Annotated in this window: 13 protein-coding genes; 11 read left to right on the top strand and 2 right to left on the bottom strand. The window is 73.8% G+C overall.

Annotated elements, in window-relative coordinates; translation table 11 throughout:
- Window positions 1–20: 20 nt before the first annotated feature.
- The 3 genes from dnaJ (at window position 21) to F0L17_RS12140 (ending at window position 2,837) form a co-directional block, all read left to right on the top strand.
- Complete coding sequence (dnaJ, locus tag F0L17_RS12150; protein ID WP_155071084.1) at window positions 21–1,205, top strand: molecular chaperone DnaJ; 1,185 nt, start codon at window positions 21–23, stop codon at window positions 1,203–1,205.
- A 5-nt stretch (window positions 1,206–1,210) separates the two neighbouring features.
- Complete coding sequence (locus tag F0L17_RS12145; RefSeq protein WP_155073532.1) at window positions 1,211–1,687, top strand: heat shock protein transcriptional repressor HspR; 477 nt, start codon at window positions 1,211–1,213, stop codon at window positions 1,685–1,687.
- 280 nt (window positions 1,688–1,967) lie between these two features.
- The gene (locus F0L17_RS12140; RefSeq protein ID WP_155071083.1) at window positions 1,968–2,837 is read left to right on the top strand and encodes a trypsin-like serine peptidase; all 870 of its coding nucleotides are present in this window, start codon (window positions 1,968–1,970) and stop codon (window positions 2,835–2,837) included.
- A 115-nt stretch (window positions 2,838–2,952) separates the two neighbouring features.
- Here the strand turns inward: F0L17_RS12140 and F0L17_RS12135 are convergent, their stop codons facing one another.
- Window positions 2,953–3,447 carry a pyridoxamine 5'-phosphate oxidase family protein gene (locus F0L17_RS12135; RefSeq protein WP_155071082.1) on the bottom strand — a complete coding sequence of 165 codons (495 nt, stop codon included), beginning with the start codon at window positions 3,445–3,447 and terminating at the stop codon, window positions 2,953–2,955.
- A gap of 110 nt (window positions 3,448–3,557) precedes the next feature.
- Here F0L17_RS12135 and clpB point away from each other — a divergent pair, with 110 nt between their 5' ends.
- Together clpB and F0L17_RS12125 are read left to right on the top strand one after the other, a co-directional pair.
- Window positions 3,558–6,170, top strand: a complete 2,613-nt coding sequence (gene clpB, locus F0L17_RS12130; RefSeq protein ID WP_162466798.1) for an ATP-dependent chaperone ClpB — start codon at window positions 3,558–3,560, stop codon at window positions 6,168–6,170.
- Window positions 6,171–6,333: 163 nt separating this feature from the next.
- Complete coding sequence (locus F0L17_RS12125) at window positions 6,334–6,861, top strand: YbjN domain-containing protein (RefSeq protein ID WP_162466104.1); 528 nt, start codon at window positions 6,334–6,336, stop codon at window positions 6,859–6,861.
- A 196-nt stretch (window positions 6,862–7,057) separates the two neighbouring features.
- Here the strand turns inward: F0L17_RS12125 and F0L17_RS12120 are convergent, their stop codons facing one another.
- Complete coding sequence (locus F0L17_RS12120) at window positions 7,058–8,239, bottom strand: pyridoxal phosphate-dependent aminotransferase (protein ID WP_420802413.1); 1,182 nt, start codon at window positions 8,237–8,239, stop codon at window positions 7,058–7,060.
- A gap of 141 nt (window positions 8,240–8,380) precedes the next feature.
- On the opposite strand from F0L17_RS12120, the gene F0L17_RS12115 reads away from it, so the two are divergent.
- The 6 genes from F0L17_RS12115 to pyrE all read left to right on the top strand — a co-directional run bounded on the left by F0L17_RS12115 (window position 8,381) and on the right by pyrE (window position 14,480).
- On the top strand, window positions 8,381–8,593 hold the full coding sequence (locus F0L17_RS12115) for a hypothetical protein (protein ID WP_162466103.1): 213 nt from the start codon (window positions 8,381–8,383) through the stop codon (window positions 8,591–8,593).
- Window positions 8,594–9,250: 657 nt separating this feature from the next.
- Window positions 9,251–9,784: a DUF2617 family protein gene (locus F0L17_RS12110; protein WP_155071078.1), complete on the top strand. Its 534-nt coding sequence runs from the start codon at window positions 9,251–9,253 to the stop codon at window positions 9,782–9,784.
- A gap of 183 nt (window positions 9,785–9,967) precedes the next feature.
- Complete coding sequence (locus F0L17_RS12105) at window positions 9,968–11,656, top strand: polyamine aminopropyltransferase (RefSeq protein ID WP_155071077.1); 1,689 nt, start codon at window positions 9,968–9,970, stop codon at window positions 11,654–11,656.
- 98 nt (window positions 11,657–11,754) lie between these two features.
- Window positions 11,755–12,939 (top strand): SRPBCC family protein, encoded by a 1,185-nt coding sequence (locus tag F0L17_RS12100; RefSeq protein WP_155071076.1) that lies wholly within the window; start codon window positions 11,755–11,757, stop codon window positions 12,937–12,939.
- A 142-nt stretch (window positions 12,940–13,081) separates the two neighbouring features.
- A complete protein-coding gene (locus F0L17_RS12095; RefSeq protein ID WP_338018054.1) occupies window positions 13,082–13,930 on the top strand; it encodes an aldose epimerase family protein in 849 nt (282 codons plus the stop codon).
- Window positions 13,931–13,940: 10 nt separating this feature from the next.
- Window positions 13,941–14,480, top strand: coding sequence for an orotate phosphoribosyltransferase (gene pyrE, locus F0L17_RS12090; RefSeq protein ID WP_155071074.1), 540 nt, complete (start codon window positions 13,941–13,943; stop codon window positions 14,478–14,480).
- Window positions 14,481–14,549 lie beyond the last annotated feature (69 nt).

The following is a 14,549-nucleotide window of genomic DNA, read 5'->3' as shown; positions in this document are numbered from 1 at the left end:
CGAGAGGAGGGACGCCGGGGATGAGTACGAAGGACTTCGTGGAGAAGGACTACTACAAGATCCTCGGCGTCCCGAAGGACGCCACCGAGGCGGAGATCAAGAAGGCGTACCGGAAGCTCGCCCGCGAGTACCACCCGGACGCCAACAAGGGCGACACCAAGGCCGAGGAGCGCTTCAAGGAGATCTCCGAGGCCGCCGACGTCCTCGGGGACCCCAAACGCCGCAAGGAGTACGACGAGGCGCGCGCCCTGTTCGGCGCCGGCGGTTTCCGCGCCGGTCCGTCGGGCGGCCCCGGCGGCTTCAACTTCGACCTGGGCGACCTCTTCGGAGGCGCCCAGGGCGGAGGCGGCGGCGGAGGAGGCGCGGGCGGCTTCGGCGGCGGCCTCGGCGACGTCTTCGGCGGCCTGTTCGGCGGCCGGGGCCCGGGCGCGCGCACCCAGCCGCGCCGGGGCCAGGACATCGAGTCCGAGGTGACGCTCAGCTTCACCGAGGCGGTGGACGGGGCCACGGTCCCGCTGCGGATGTCCAGCTCGGCGGCGTGCAAGGCCTGCTCGGGCACCGGCGACAAGAACGGCACCCCGCGGGTCTGCCCGACCTGCGTGGGCACCGGCCAGGTCAGCCGCGGCGGCGGGGGCGGCTTCTCGCTCACCGACCCGTGCGTGGACTGCAAGGGCCGGGGCCTGATCGCCGAGAACCCGTGCGACGTCTGCAAGGGCAGCGGTCGGGCGACGAGCTCCCGCACGATGCAGGTCCGCATCCCCGCGGGCGTCTCGGACGGGCAGCGGATCCGGCTGCGCGGCAAGGGCGCGCCGGGCGAGCGCGGCGGACCGAACGGAGACCTGTACGTGGTGGTCCATGTCGAACCGCACCCGGTCTTCGGCCGCAAGGGCGACAACCTGACCGTCACCGTGCCCGTCACCTTCCCGGAGGCGGCGCTCGGCGGCGAGATCAGGGTGCCCACGCTGGGCGGTCCGCCGGTCACTCTCAGGCTGCCGGCCGGTACTCCGAGCGGTCGGACGATGCGCGCCCGGGGCAAGGGAACGGTGCGCAAGGATGGCACTCGGGGCGACCTGTTGGTCACCATAGAGGTGACGGTCCCGAAGAAGCTGGGCGACAAGGCACGGGACCTGCTGGAGTCCTACCGTGAAGCGACCGCGGGAGAGGACCCGCGGGCGGCGCTGTTCGAGGCCGCGAAGGGAGAATGACCGATATGGACGGCTACGGCCGCGGACGACAGGGCCAGGGACGGGGGCGCGTCAACCCCTACGAGCTGACGGACGACTCACCCGTCTACGTCATCTCCGTGGCGGCGCAGCTCTCCGGGCTCCACCCACAGACGCTGCGGCAGTACGACCGGCTCGGTCTCGTCTCCCCCGATCGCACCGCCGGGCGCGGCCGGCGCTACTCGGCCCGTGACATCCAGATGCTGCGGCAGGTGCAGCGGCTGTCGCAGGACGAGGGCATCAACCTCGCGGGCATCAAGCGCATCATCGAGTTGGAGAACCAGGTCGCGGCCCTCCAGGCCAAGGTCGCCGAACTCCAGCAGGCGGTCGAGGGCGCGGCGGTGGCCATGCGCCAGCGCGAGGCGCAGGTGCACGCCTCCTACCGCCGTGACCTGGTGCCCTACCAGGACGTGCAGCAGTCCAGCGCGTTGGTGGTCTGGCGGCCGCAGCGCGGCGGGGACTGACGCGGACGGCGGTGGCCCGGTGCCCTCGGTGCCGGCGCGCGCTCGTTCCCGGGGCCCGGACGGCACGCCGTCCGGGCCCCGGCGCGTCCGGGGGTGACCGTGTGCGTCGGATGCCCGCCAGGCGCCCGCCGGCACCCACCGGCGGACGGTGCGGAGCGCGCCCGAACGCGCGCTCCGGTATGTGCGGGGCCGCCCGCTTCCACCCGGACGGAGCTCCGCCGCCACCCGCGTGGCGGTGTGCGGATGGCGTTCGGGCGCCGTCGGCGCGCAGCGTGTGGACATGGCCAAGATACGTGCTGTCATAGCCGGACTCGTCACCGTCGCGACCTCTGCCGCCCTCCTGGGCGTCGCTCCGCCGAACGCCTCCGCGGCCGGGCCGGCGCACGGCCCCGCGGCCCGGACCGCCTCCCTCGTGGGCCAGGGCGGCACCGTCCCCACGCGGGTGCGCGCGCCGTGGCCGGGCGGCACGGTGCGGACCGTCGGGAAGCTCGTCGGCAGCTACCCGGACGGTCAGTTGCTCGCCTGTTCCGGCGCCGTCGTGGACGCTCCCAACGGGAGCGTCGTCGTCACCGCCGCGCACTGCGTCCACAACCCCGGAGAACCCCGATGGGAACAGGCCTGGTTCGTGCCCGCCTACGACCGCAACGGCACCACGAACGCCGCCCGGGACGGCTGGCGCGTGACGTCGGCGCACCTGGAGCCCGCCTGGCGGCGCGGTCGGCTGCCCCAGGCCCTGCCGCACGACTACGCCTTCCTGACCGTCGAGCGCCGGGACGGGCGGACGCTCCAGGAGGTCGTCGGCGCCAACCGCGTCGCCTTCGAACCCGTCGACGCCTCCCGGCCGACCGTGGCCATGGGCTACCCGGCCGGCGAGCCGTACGACGGCGAGACCCTCGGCCACTGCTCCGGCGTCCCCTCGCTGCTGACCGAGCGCGACACCCAGCAGCCGAACGTGGGCGGTCTGCTGTTGGAGTCCTGCGACCTGACGCAGGGATCCAGCGGCGGCCCGTGGCTCCAGGACTACGACGTAAAGAGCCAGTCCGGCACGGTGGTGGCCGTGGTCTCCGTCGGCGACGACCGGGGCCGGGTGCTGGGCCGCCCCTTCCCGGAGACGGCGCGGAAGCTGCTGGAGGCGGCGGGACGCCGCTGACCGGCCGGCCCCGGACCCGTCTCCCCCGGACCGCCGCTCCGCCCGCTTGTGCGACCGGGCGGGGCGGCGCCGCGCCGTTCCGCCCCCGGCCGCACGGTCGGGGCGCTGCGGCCGGTCAGACGCCGCCCATCGCCCGGTCCACGGCGATCTCGATCACCACCCGCTCCGGGTTGGGCGACGGGACGCGGTGGTAGCGCTCGGCGTACCGGGCCTCGGCGTCCGCGACCGCCTCCGGGTCGGTGCGCACGGTCGCGGTGCCCTCCAGGGTGGCCCACCGCCCGCGGTCCACCTGGCAGACGGCGGCCCGGGCGCCGCCGGGCCGGTCCGCGGCGGCCGACACGTTGGCGACCTTGGTGCTGGAGCGGCGGGTGATGATCCGCGCCACCCCGGCCTCCGGGTCGTACGTCACCCCGACGGGCACCACGTGCGGCGTCCCGTCCGGGCGGAGCGTGGTGAGGGTGCACAGGTGACGTTCGCGCCAGAAGGCGAGGTAGGCGTCCTCCGGGCGACGGGGGTCCCGCCGACCGCGCCGTGGCGCGCCGTCCGGTGATTCGTCCGGCGTTCCGTCCTGGGGGGTGTGGGGCGCGTCCCGCCCGGTGTGCCGTGCCATGACCCGGAAACTATCCCGAGGTGCCTCCCGTTCCACCCTTGAGTGGAATAGACTCAACTTACTGCATGCTGTCATATGCAGAGTTGGCGACAGAGGAGGAGCAGGCACCCGTGGACGCCGAGCTGACGAACAGGAGCCGGGACGCGATCAGCGCGGCCGACAACCGCGCCCTCACCGGCGGGCACCCGAACATCACCCCGGCACACCTGCTGCTGGCCCTGCTGGAGGGCCGGGAGAACGAGAACATCCAGGATCTGCTCGCGGCCGTCGAGGCCGACCAGGCGGCCCTGCGCTCCGGCGTCGAGCGGCTGCTGGGTGAGCTGCCCAGCGTGCAGGGCTCCACCGTCGCCCGGCCGCAGCCCGACCGCGACCTGATGGCCGTCCTGGCCGACGCCTCTCGACGGGCCGGGGAGCTGGGCGACGTCTACGTCTCCACCGAGCACCTGCTCATCGGGCTCGCCGCCAAGGGCGGCCGGACGGGCACGCTGCTCGAACGGCAGGGCGCCACCGCCGCGGCGCTGCTGGACGCCTTCGAGAAGAGCCGCGGCGGCCGGCGCGTCACCACCGCCGACCCGGAGGGCACCTACAAGGCGCTGGAGAAGTTCGGAACCGACCTGACCGCCGCCGCGCGCGAGGGCCGGCTCGACCCGGTCATCGGCCGTGACCAGGAGATCCGCCGCGTGGTGCAGGTCCTCTCGCGGCGCACCAAGAACAACCCGGTGCTCATCGGCGAGCCCGGCGTCGGCAAGACCGCCGTCGTGGAGGGCCTGGCACAGCGCATGGTCAAGGGCGACGTCCCCGAGTCGCTGAGGAACAAGCGCCTGGTGGCCCTGGACCTGGGCGCGATGGTCGCCGGCGCCAAGTACCGGGGCGAGTTCGAGGAGCGGCTCAAGTCCGTCCTGGCGGAGATCAAGGACAGCGACGGCCGGATCGTCACCTTCATCGACGAGCTCCACACCGTGGTGGGCGCGGGAGCCGGCGGCGACTCGGCGATGGACGCGGGCAACATGCTCAAGCCGATGCTGGCCCGCGGTGAGCTGCGCATGGTCGGCGCGACCACGCTGGACGAGTACCGCGAGCGGATCGAGAAGGACCCGGCCCTGGAGCGCCGCTTCCAACAGGTGCTGGTCGCCGAGCCCACCGTCGAGGACACCATCGCCATCCTGCGCGGCCTCAAGGGCCGCTACGAGGCCCACCACAAGGTGCAGATCGCCGACGGGGCGCTGGTGGCCGCCGCCGCCCTCTCCGACCGCTACATCACCTCCCGCTTCCTGCCGGACAAGGCCATCGACCTCGTGGACGAGGCCGCCTCCCGGCTGCGCATGGAGATCGACTCCTCGCCCGTCGAGATCGACGAGCTCCAGCGCGCCGTGGACCGGCTGAAGATGGAGGAGCTGGCGCTGGCCGGCGAGAGCGACGCGGCCTCCCGCGAGCGGCTGGAGCGGCTCCGCCGGGAGCTGGCCGACCGGGAGGAGGAGCTGCGCGGCCTGACCGCCCGCTGGGAGAAGGAGAAGCAGGGCCTCAACCGCGTCGGCGAGCTGAAGGAGAAGCTGGACGAACTGCGCGGCCGGGCCGAGCGCGCCCAGCGCGACGGCGACTTCGAGACCGCCTCCAAGCTGCTGTACGGCGAGATTCCCACCCTGGAGCGCGAACTGGAGGAGGCCTCCGCGGCCGAGCAGGAGGCCGACCGCGACGACCGCGACACCATGGTCAAGGAGGAGGTCGGCTCGGACGACATCGCCGATGTCGTCGCCTCCTGGACGGGCATCCCCGCCGGCCGGCTGCTGGAGGGCGAGACGAAGAAGCTGCTGCGCATGGAGGAGGAGCTGGGCAGGCGGCTGATCGGGCAGACCGAGGCGGTGCGCGCCGTCTCCGACGCCGTGCGCCGCTCCCGCGCCGGGATCGCCGACCCCGACCGGCCCACCGGCTCGTTCATGTTCCTCGGCCCGACGGGCGTCGGGAAGACCGAGCTGGCCAAGGCGCTCGCCGACTTCCTCTTCGACGACGAGCGGGCCATGGTCCGCATCGACATGAGCGAGTACGGCGAGAAGCACTCGGTGGCCCGGCTCGTCGGCGCGCCCCCCGGCTACGTCGGCTACGAGGAGGGCGGTCAGCTCACCGAGGCGGTGCGGCGGCGCCCGTACAGCGTGGTGCTGCTGGACGAGGTGGAGAAGGCCCACCACGAGGTCTTCGACGTCCTGCTCCAGGTGCTCGACGACGGCCGGCTGACCGACGGGCAGGGGCGGACGGTGGACTTCCGCAACGCCATCCTCATCCTGACCTCCAACCTCGGCAGCCAGTACCTGATGGAGCCCACGGTCGACGAGGAGGAGAAGCGGGAGAAGGTCATGGCCACCGTCCGTGCCTCCTTCCGGCCCGAGTTCCTCAACCGACTGGACGACCTGGTGGTCTTCTCCGCGCTCAGCGGCGAGGAGCTGCGCCGCATCGCACGGCTCCAGATCGACGCCCTCGCCCGGCGCCTGGCCGAGCGCCGCCTCACCCTCGACGTCACCGACGCCGCCCTGGACTGGCTGGCGGTGGAGGGCAACGACCCGGCCTACGGCGCCCGGCCGCTGCGCCGCCTGGTGCAGACGGCGATCGGCGACCTGCTCGCCCGGAAGATCCTGGCGGGAGAGGTCCGCGACGGCGACACCGTCCGGGTGGACGTCGATCCGGAGAAGCCGGAGAAGGAGGGGCTGGCCGTCGAGCCGGTGCGCGACTGACGGCGGTCGGCCGGCGGCCGCCGGCCGACCCCGCCTCCGGGCCTCCGCGCCTCCCCCACACGCCGGCCGCGTCAGTCCGACGGCCGATGCGGAAGGCCCGGGCTTGCCATCACCGGGCCGGGGTGAGGGAGGATGGCAGGAATCGTATGAAGGGAAGTCCACGGTGAGCATCGACCCGTCCTCGATCCCGAGCTTCGGGGGCCAGGAGCCCGAGAAGCAGCAGCCGACGGGGCCCGCCGGGCCCATCGTCCCCGACCAGGACCTCGTCAAGCAGCTGCTCGACCAGATGGAGCTGAAGTACGTCGTCGACGACGAGGGTGACCTCGCGGCGCCGTGGGAGGAGTTCCGCACCTACTTCATGTTCCGGGGCGAGAAGGAGCAGCAGGTCTTCTCCGTCCGGACGTTCTACGACCGCCCGCACGCGATCGAGGACAAGACCCGCCTGCTGGAACTGATCGACGACTGGAACCGCCGCACGCTGTGGCCGAAGGTCTACAGCCACACGCACGACGACGGCACCGTCCGTCTCATCGGCGAGGCCCAGATGCTGATCGGCGTCGGCGTCTCCCTGGAGCACTTCGTCTCCAGCACGGTGAGCTGGGTGCGCGCCTCGGTCGAGTTCGACCGCTGGCTCGTCGAGCAGCTCGGCCTCGCCAAGGACGTCGACGGCGACGGTGACGGCGAGGGCTGACTCCTCCCGCTCCGCCCGTCCGAGGCCCCGCGCGGCCCCGGGCACGGGACCGGTTCCTCCGGCCCGTGTCCGGGGCCGCGGTGCGTCCGGGGCGGCGCGGTCCGGCGCCGCCCCGGGGGAGGGAGCCGCCCGGCGGTCGGTGGCCCGAGCGGCGCACCGGCCCGCCGGCCCCAAAGCCCGGCCCCCAAGCCCGGTCTCACAGCCGCCGCAGGCGCTCCACGGCCTCCCGCAGGACCTCCTCGCGCTTGCAGAACGCGAAGCGGACGAAGTGCGCGCCCTCCTCCGCGCGGTCGTAGAAGACCGCGTTGGGGACGGCGACGACGCCGCAGCGCTCGGGGAGCGCGCGGCAGAAGGCGACGCCGTCCTTCTCGCCCAGCGGGCGGATGTCGGTGGTGACGAAGTAGGTGCCGGCCGGGCGGTAGACGGTGAGGCCCACCGCCCGCAGGCCGTCGACCAGCAGGTCCCGCTTGGCGCGCAGGTCCTCGCGCAGCGTCGTGTAGTAGTCGTCCGGCAGGGCGAGGGCCTCGGCGACCGCGTACTGGAAGGGGCCCGCCGAGACGTACGTCAGGTACTGCTTGGCCGACCGCACCGCCGCCACCAGCTCCGGCGTGCCCGTCACCCAGCCGACCTTCCAGCCGGTGAACGAGAACGTCTTGCCGGCGGAGGAGATCGTCACCGTCCGCTCGCGCATCCCGGGCAGGGAGGCGATGGGGACGTGCTCGCCGTCGAAGACCAGGTGCTCGTAGACCTCGTCGGTGACGACCAGCAGATCGCGCTCGACGGCCAGCTCGGCGATCGCGGTCAGCTCCTCGCGGCCGAGGACGGTGCCGGTGGGGTTGTGCGGGGTGTTGAGCAGGAGCAGCCGGGTGCGGGGCGTGACGGCGGCGCGCAGCTCGTCCGGGTCCAGGCGGTAGGCGGGCGCGGGGTCGGTGGTGGGGCGCAGGGTGACGGGGACGCGGACGCCGCCGGCCAGGGCGACGCAGGCGGCGTAGGAGTCGTAGTACGGCTCCAGGGCGATCACCTCGTCGCCGGGCTCCACCAGGGCCAGCAGGGCGGCGGCGATGGCCTCGGTGGCGCCGGCGGTGACCAGGACCTCGGTCTCCGGGTCGTACTCCAGGCCGTGGAAGCGGCGCTGGTGCCCGGCGACGGCGGCGCGCAGCTCCCGGATGCCGGGGCCGGGCGGGTACTGGTTGCCGCGGCCGTCGCGCAGCGCCCGTACGGCGGCCTCCCGCACGGACTCGGGGCCGTCGGTGTCGGGGAAGCCCTGGCCGAGGTTGATCGAGCCGGTCGCCACCGCCAGCGCCGACATCTCGGCGAAGACGGTGGTGCCGAACTCGGCGAGGCGGCGGTTGAGCAGGGGGCGTCCGGTGGCGGTCATGGCGGCCATCCTCCGCCGGGAGCGGGGGGTTCCTCAACCTCGCCGCGGACGGTCGTGGACCATGGAGGGTGCCCGCCCGGGCGGAGGAAGCGGGCGGGCCGGTGAGCGCGAGGGCGCTGGGCGCGGAGAGGGGGGAGCGACGTGGAGTTCCTCGTCGTCTGTCTGGTGGGGCTGTTGGTGCTCGTGGTGGTCGTCGTGGTGCGGGGGAGCCGGGGCTCGGGCCGCCGCGCCGGCGGTTCGGGCGGCTCGTCCGACGGCGGCAGTGGCGGCAGCGGCGGCTGGTGGGGCGATGGCGGTTCCTCGGACGGCGGTTCCTCGGACGGCGGTTCGTGCGGGGGCGGAGGCGGCGACTGAGGTTCGTCCGCGGCCGGGATCCGGCCGGCCTTCCGGGCCGGCCCCGCTGTTCGACCGGTCCCGGTGCCCAACCTCTGGAGTTCCTCAACTCGGCTTTGGCGCCGGTCGCGAAGGGGGATCGTGCCGTCAGGCCCCAGACGGGGAACACGGACGAGGGAGGGGCATCATGGCGGGTTTCATCGTCTTCTGGTCGGTTCTGATTCCGGTGGCCGTGCTCATGGCGGTGGTCCGGTCCGCGGGGGGCCGGTCCGCGAAGGGCCGGCGCCGTGGTGGCGGGGCCTCGGGCGCGTCGGGTGGCGGCGGGGGGTTCGCCTTCTTCGACGGTGGCTCCTCGGACGGTGGTTCGTCCGGCGGCGGTTTCTCGTGCGGCGGGGGTGGCGGGGGCGGCGGATGCGGCGGTGGTTCCTGAAGTCGTTCACCCGTACGGCGGTTGCGTCATCGTGAGGGGAACATATGAGCTGACAGGTCCCCTCTGGTATGGAAAAACGACGAAGGTGGGTGAAAAGCCTGTAGGCCCCGCGTGTTCCGTGGTTCGGTGACTGATGTACCCGGATCCACGTGGGCACGAGCCGGCGACAGACACCCCCTCCGCTCCCAGACGGGGTGCCTCGGTCCGGGGGTGTGCCGGCCGCCCTCACTGCGTTGCGGAGCCGATCCATGCTCACCACTCTGAACACCTCGTACACCGATACCCGCGCCGGTGACCTCGCCTGGGCGCTCGGACTCGAGCCCATGCCCGCCCTGGCGAAGCTGGACCTCGCACTGCCGGGCATCCGGATCCAGTTGCGGCTGCTCGGCGCCTCGCACCAGGTGCTGCTCGACGAGGAGGGCGGGCCTTCCTGTTCCGAGACCGTGGCGTGCATTCCCGGCAGCAGGACGCCCCTGCCGCTGGGGGTCTCCAAGCGGATCGACGACTGGGAGTACGCGTTCGCGGCACGCGTCGAGAAGCTCTCCGGCGGTTCGTTCGCGGGGCGCGCCCAGGAGTTGCTCGCGCTCGTCGCGGACCACCCGCACGGACTGGCCGGAACCTTCCCGGGCAGCCCGTACGCCTTCACCGCCCTGCTGGTCCAGCGCCTCGGCGGCCAGGTGCACTGGCGGAGCTGGCACGCGTACCCGCAGGAGAGACGGATCGTCGTGACGCACACGAGAGTCGACGCGCGGGTTCGGGAGCCGGAGCTCGCGGGGGTGTGAGACCGGCCCCGCACCGCGCGGGACGCGTACTCCGCCCCGGACGCGAACGTCGCGTGCGGGGCGGCGGACGTGTGTGTGCGCCCCGCGCGGTGCGGACCTCGCGCGTCGCCCGCCCGTGTGTGCGAGGCATTGCACCCATGTGGGTGACAAGTCCGGCGTTTGGGGTCACGTACCGTTCCCGGCATGATCGAAACGCCCGCTTCCGTACCGGCGGGGCCACCCGGCCCGGCGCCGGGGCACGAGGCGGTGCCGGAACACGCTTCGGAGCAGGCACGGGCACCGGCACCGGTGCCGCGGCAGGAACAGGCTCGGCTGCCCGTGCCGGCCGGGGTCGGCCGGTTCCTCGTCCTGGTCGCGGTCTTCCTCTGCGCCGCCTGCGGCCTGGTCTACGAGCTCGAACTCGTGGCGCTCGGCTCGTACCTGGCCGGCGACTCCGTCACCCGCACCTCCGTGGTGCTGTCGGTGATGGTCTTCGCCATGGGGCTGGGATCGCTGCTCGCCAAACGACTGCGCACCCGCGCGGCGGTCGGGTTCGGGATCGTCGAGGCGCTGCTGGCCCTCTTCGGCGGCTGCTCGGCGATGGTCCTGTACGCGTACTTCGCCTGGGTCGGCGGCTCCCAGGTGGTGCTGATCGGCTTCTCCCTGGTCATCGGGGTGCTCATCGGTGCCGAGATGCCGCTGCTGATGGTCCTCATCCAGCGCGTCAGGGCACAGGACGCGGGCGGCGCGGTGGCGGACCTGTTCGCCGCCGACTACGTCGGAGCCCTCGTCGGCGGCCTCGCCTTCCCCTTCCTGCTCCTGCCGCTGCTGGGGCAGCTCTCGGGCGCCCTGGCGGTCGGCACGGTGAACGCCGCAGCGGGCGGCGCGCTGGTGCTGTGGCTGTTCGGAGGGGACCTCTCCCGGCGCTCACGCCGTCTGCTGGTGCTCGTCAACGCGGTGGTGATGGCCCTGCTGCTCACCTGTGCCGTCGTCGTCGACTCCTTCGAGCGGGCCGCGCGCCAGGCGGTGTACGACGGTGAGGTGCGGGCGGTGGTGACGACCGCCGTCCACGAGATCGCGCTCGCCGAGGGCGGCTCCCACACCGGCGGCGCCGGCGGGGGAGGCGACTTCGGACTGTTCCTGGACGGCCGGTTGCGGGTGTGCGGCAGGAACGAGCGCCTCTACCACGAGGCGCTGGTCCACCCCGCGATGGCGGAAGGACCGCGCGGCAGGGTGCTGGTCCTGGGCGGCGGCGACGGCTTCGCGCTGCGCGAGGTGCTGCGCCACCCGGAGGTCGGATCGGTCACCGTGGTGGAGCCCGATCCGGGCCTGGTCGAACTGGCCCGCACCGATCCGGTGCTCAGCCGCGCCACCGAGCGCGCGCTGGACGATCCACGGGTGCGGGTCGAGACCGGTGACGCCTTCGACTGGTTGCGCTCCTGGCCGGGCTCGGACCGGCCGCCCTACGACGTGATCGTCTCCGACCTGCCGGACTCCGGCGACTCGGCCAACAGCCGGCTGTACTCACGGGAGTTCTTCGGCATGGCCGCGCGTGCGCTCGCCGAGCGGGGACGGCTGGTGGTGCACGCGGGTCCGGCCGGGGAACGGCCGCGCACGTACTGGACGGTGGAGACCACCGTGCGGGCGGCGGGGCTGCGCACCGCGCCCTACACGGTGCGGGGACGGCTGTCCGACGCCCCGGAGCGGCCGGACGACTGGGGGTTCGTCCTGGCCGCCCACGGCACCGCGCCCCGCCTCGGTCTGGATCCGAACGGCCCCGCCCGCCACGCCTTCGCCCCCGAGGAGCTGCGGCGTTCGGCGGCACGGGCGCGCCGGGACCGGATCACCGGCCTGCCCGTCTCCACCCTGTTGCACCCCCGCTACCGGAATTGAGACGACGGGAGCCGGTGGACCACGGGTGCCGGACCGCGACGTGCCGATGTCCGCGCGGCCGGGTACGCGCGGAGGAGGTACTGGGTAGGCTCCGCCCCATGGAGCATGAGGTGTACGTCCCGTTCGCCGCCAGAGCCGTACGGGCGGCGCTCGCAGATCCGGAGCGCGTCGCGCGCTGTGTGCCGGGGCTCCAGCCCGAGGAGCGGCCGGAGCCCGAGGAGCCCGAGGGGAAGGCGACACCGTCCGGGAGCGTCGTGGCGCTCCGGGGGCGGCTGCGGGTACGGATCGGCGGCTCCAGCATCACCTACTGGGGTGCTCTCCACCTGTCCCCGCGGGCGCGCGGCGCGGGCGACGGCGCGGCCGACGACGGCCCGGAGGAGGAGTACGTCGTCCGCGGCGAGGGTGCCGAGTCACGGGGCGACGGTTCGGTGGAGCTGACCATGACGGTGGTGCCCCGTCCGGCGGACGACGGTGCGGGCACCACCCTCGTGTGCACCGCCGAGCTGCGCGGCGGCGGACGGATCACCGAGTTCGAGGAGAAACAGCGGCTCACCGCGGGCCGCCGCCTGTTGGACCGGTTCGGGGGCGAGTTGGCGGCGAGCATGGCGGCCGATCCGGTCGGCCCGGCGGACTCGGGCGGCACGATCGCCGCGCCCGGCGGGATCGGCGAACCCGACGACAACGAGCCCGTCATCCCCGGCATCCCCGCGCCCGAGACCCCCGCCTCGGCGGAGGCCAGGGACAACAGGGCCGCCGAAGGGGAGGCCGAGGAGTCCGGGGTGCCGCAGGAGCGGGCGCGGGACGTCTCGGACGTGGAGGTGCCGCCCTCGTCCCTGGAGCCGGAGAGCGACGAGGCGCCCGGCGGGGACCTCGGGGGCGCCCGGGGCGACACCGGCGAGGAGGGCGAGGCGACCTTCGGGCGCGGGGAGTTCACCGCCGGGTTCGACGGGCTGGGCGGTGATCCGGCCGGCGGCCTGGACGGTGATCTGGGCGGCGATCTGGACGATGATCTGGGCGGCGATCTGGACGGTGATCTGGACGGCGTGCTGGGCGAGGAGCCGGTGGAGCCCGTCGAGGCCGAGGCGGCCCACGCCCGCCGGACGATGATCGGGCGCAGCGCCGAGGAGGTGGACCACGCCCCACCGCGCGGCCGCTACGCCCCCGTGCCTCCGCCCGCCGGCGACGACTCCGCCGCGGCCGTACTGCGCTGGGCCGCTCCGGCCGCCGCGCTGGTGCTGGCATCGGCCGTCGTCGTGGGCCGCGTGCTGCGCCGCCGCCGCTGACGGCTTCCGCCCGCCGCCGCTGACGGCTTCCGCCCGCCGCCCCTGTCGAGACCTCCGCCGACGCCCCCTGCCGACGGCTCCGCCGCCCACACGGCCGTCGATCACCGGGTCCACCGCGCCCGACGCGGTTAAGGTCGTGGACGTGACTGTCCAAGAGGCCCATGACACAGAGAGCGAAGTGCGGCTGCGGGCCGGCGACGCCGAGGTGACCATCGATCCCCGCAACGGCTGCCGGCTCTCCTCGCTGCGCATCGGCGGTACGGAGGTGCTGCGACAGGGCGAGCGGTACGGCTCGTTCGTGATGGTTCCCTGGTGCGGCAGGACCCGTCAGGGGCGCTTCCTCAACGGCGGCGAGCGCTATCAGCTCCCCGTGACCGCCGGGGAGCACGCCATCCACGGCACCGTCCGCGATGTCCCCTGGCGGATGGTCCGCGGGGACGAGCGGACCGCGGCCTTCTACCGTGACCTCACCGACCCGTGGCCCTGGTCCGGTCGGGTGACCCAGGTGGTGGAGCTGGCCGAGGACGGCAGCGGCCTCACCCTCACCCTGGGGGTGGAGACCGTCGAGGACTCCTTCCCGGCCCAGGCCGGCTGGCACCCCTGGTTCCTGCGCAACCTGGGGCGCGGCGGAGGGGACGTCGAGCTGGACTTCTCCCCCGCCTGGCAGGAGGAGCGCGGCGCGGACCACCTTCCCACCGGCCGCCGTGTGGAGCCCCGCCCCGGCCCCTGGGACGACTGCTTCGGGATGCCGGACGGGGTGGACGTGACGTTGACCTGGCCCGGTGAGCTGGAGTTGAGGGTCACCAGCCGCGCCGAATGGGCGGTGGTCTACGACGAGCAGCCCGAGGCCGTCTGCGTCGAACCGCAGACGGGTCCGCCCAACGGTCTCAACACCCATCCCCGTCTGGTCACGCCCATCGACCCGTTGGAGGTGTCCACCACCTGGTCGTGGCGCCGCCCGGACGCGGGGCCGGAAGGGAGCCTGGCTTAGGCTCGTCGGCATGAGCGACGCGCGCGAGAAGCTGCTGCGGCAGATCCAGGACAAGGCCGTGGTCCACGGCAGGGTGACCCTCTCCTCCGGCAAGGAGGCCGACTACTACGTCGATCTCCGCCGGATCACCCTGGACGCCGAGGCGGCCCCGCTGGTCGGGCAGGTGCTGCTCGACCTGACCGCGGACGTCGAGTACGACGCGGTGGGCGGTCTGACCCTCGGCGCCGACCCGGTGGCCACGGCGATGCTGCACGCGGCGGCCGCGCGCGGACGGAAGCTGGACGCCTTCGTCGTCCGCAAGGCGGGCAAGGCCCACGGCCTCCAGCGCCGGATCGAGGGGCCGGACGTGGCGGGCCGCCGGGTGTTGGCCGTCGAGGACACCTCCACCACGGGAGGTTCGGTCCTCACGGCGGTCGAGGCGCTGCGGGAGGCCGGCGCCGAGGTGGTGGGCGTGGCCGTGATCGTCGAACGTGGTGCCGCCCCGGCGATCGAGGAGGCCGGGCTGCCGTACTACCAGGCCTACGGGCTCCGGGACCTGGGCCTGAAGTGAGTCTGAGCCTCCCCCGGAAGCCCGTCCGTCACAGACCGGGTGGGCAACCGGGGGAGGGCCGTGTGGCGC

Source organism: Streptomyces taklimakanensis, assembly GCF_009709575.1.
In the GTDB taxonomy this organism is placed as follows: domain Bacteria; phylum Actinomycetota; class Actinomycetes; order Streptomycetales; family Streptomycetaceae; genus Streptomyces; species Streptomyces taklimakanensis.
The sequence above is the reverse complement of the archived record's forward strand: the minus strand, read 5'-3'. Positions and strand labels throughout refer to the sequence as shown.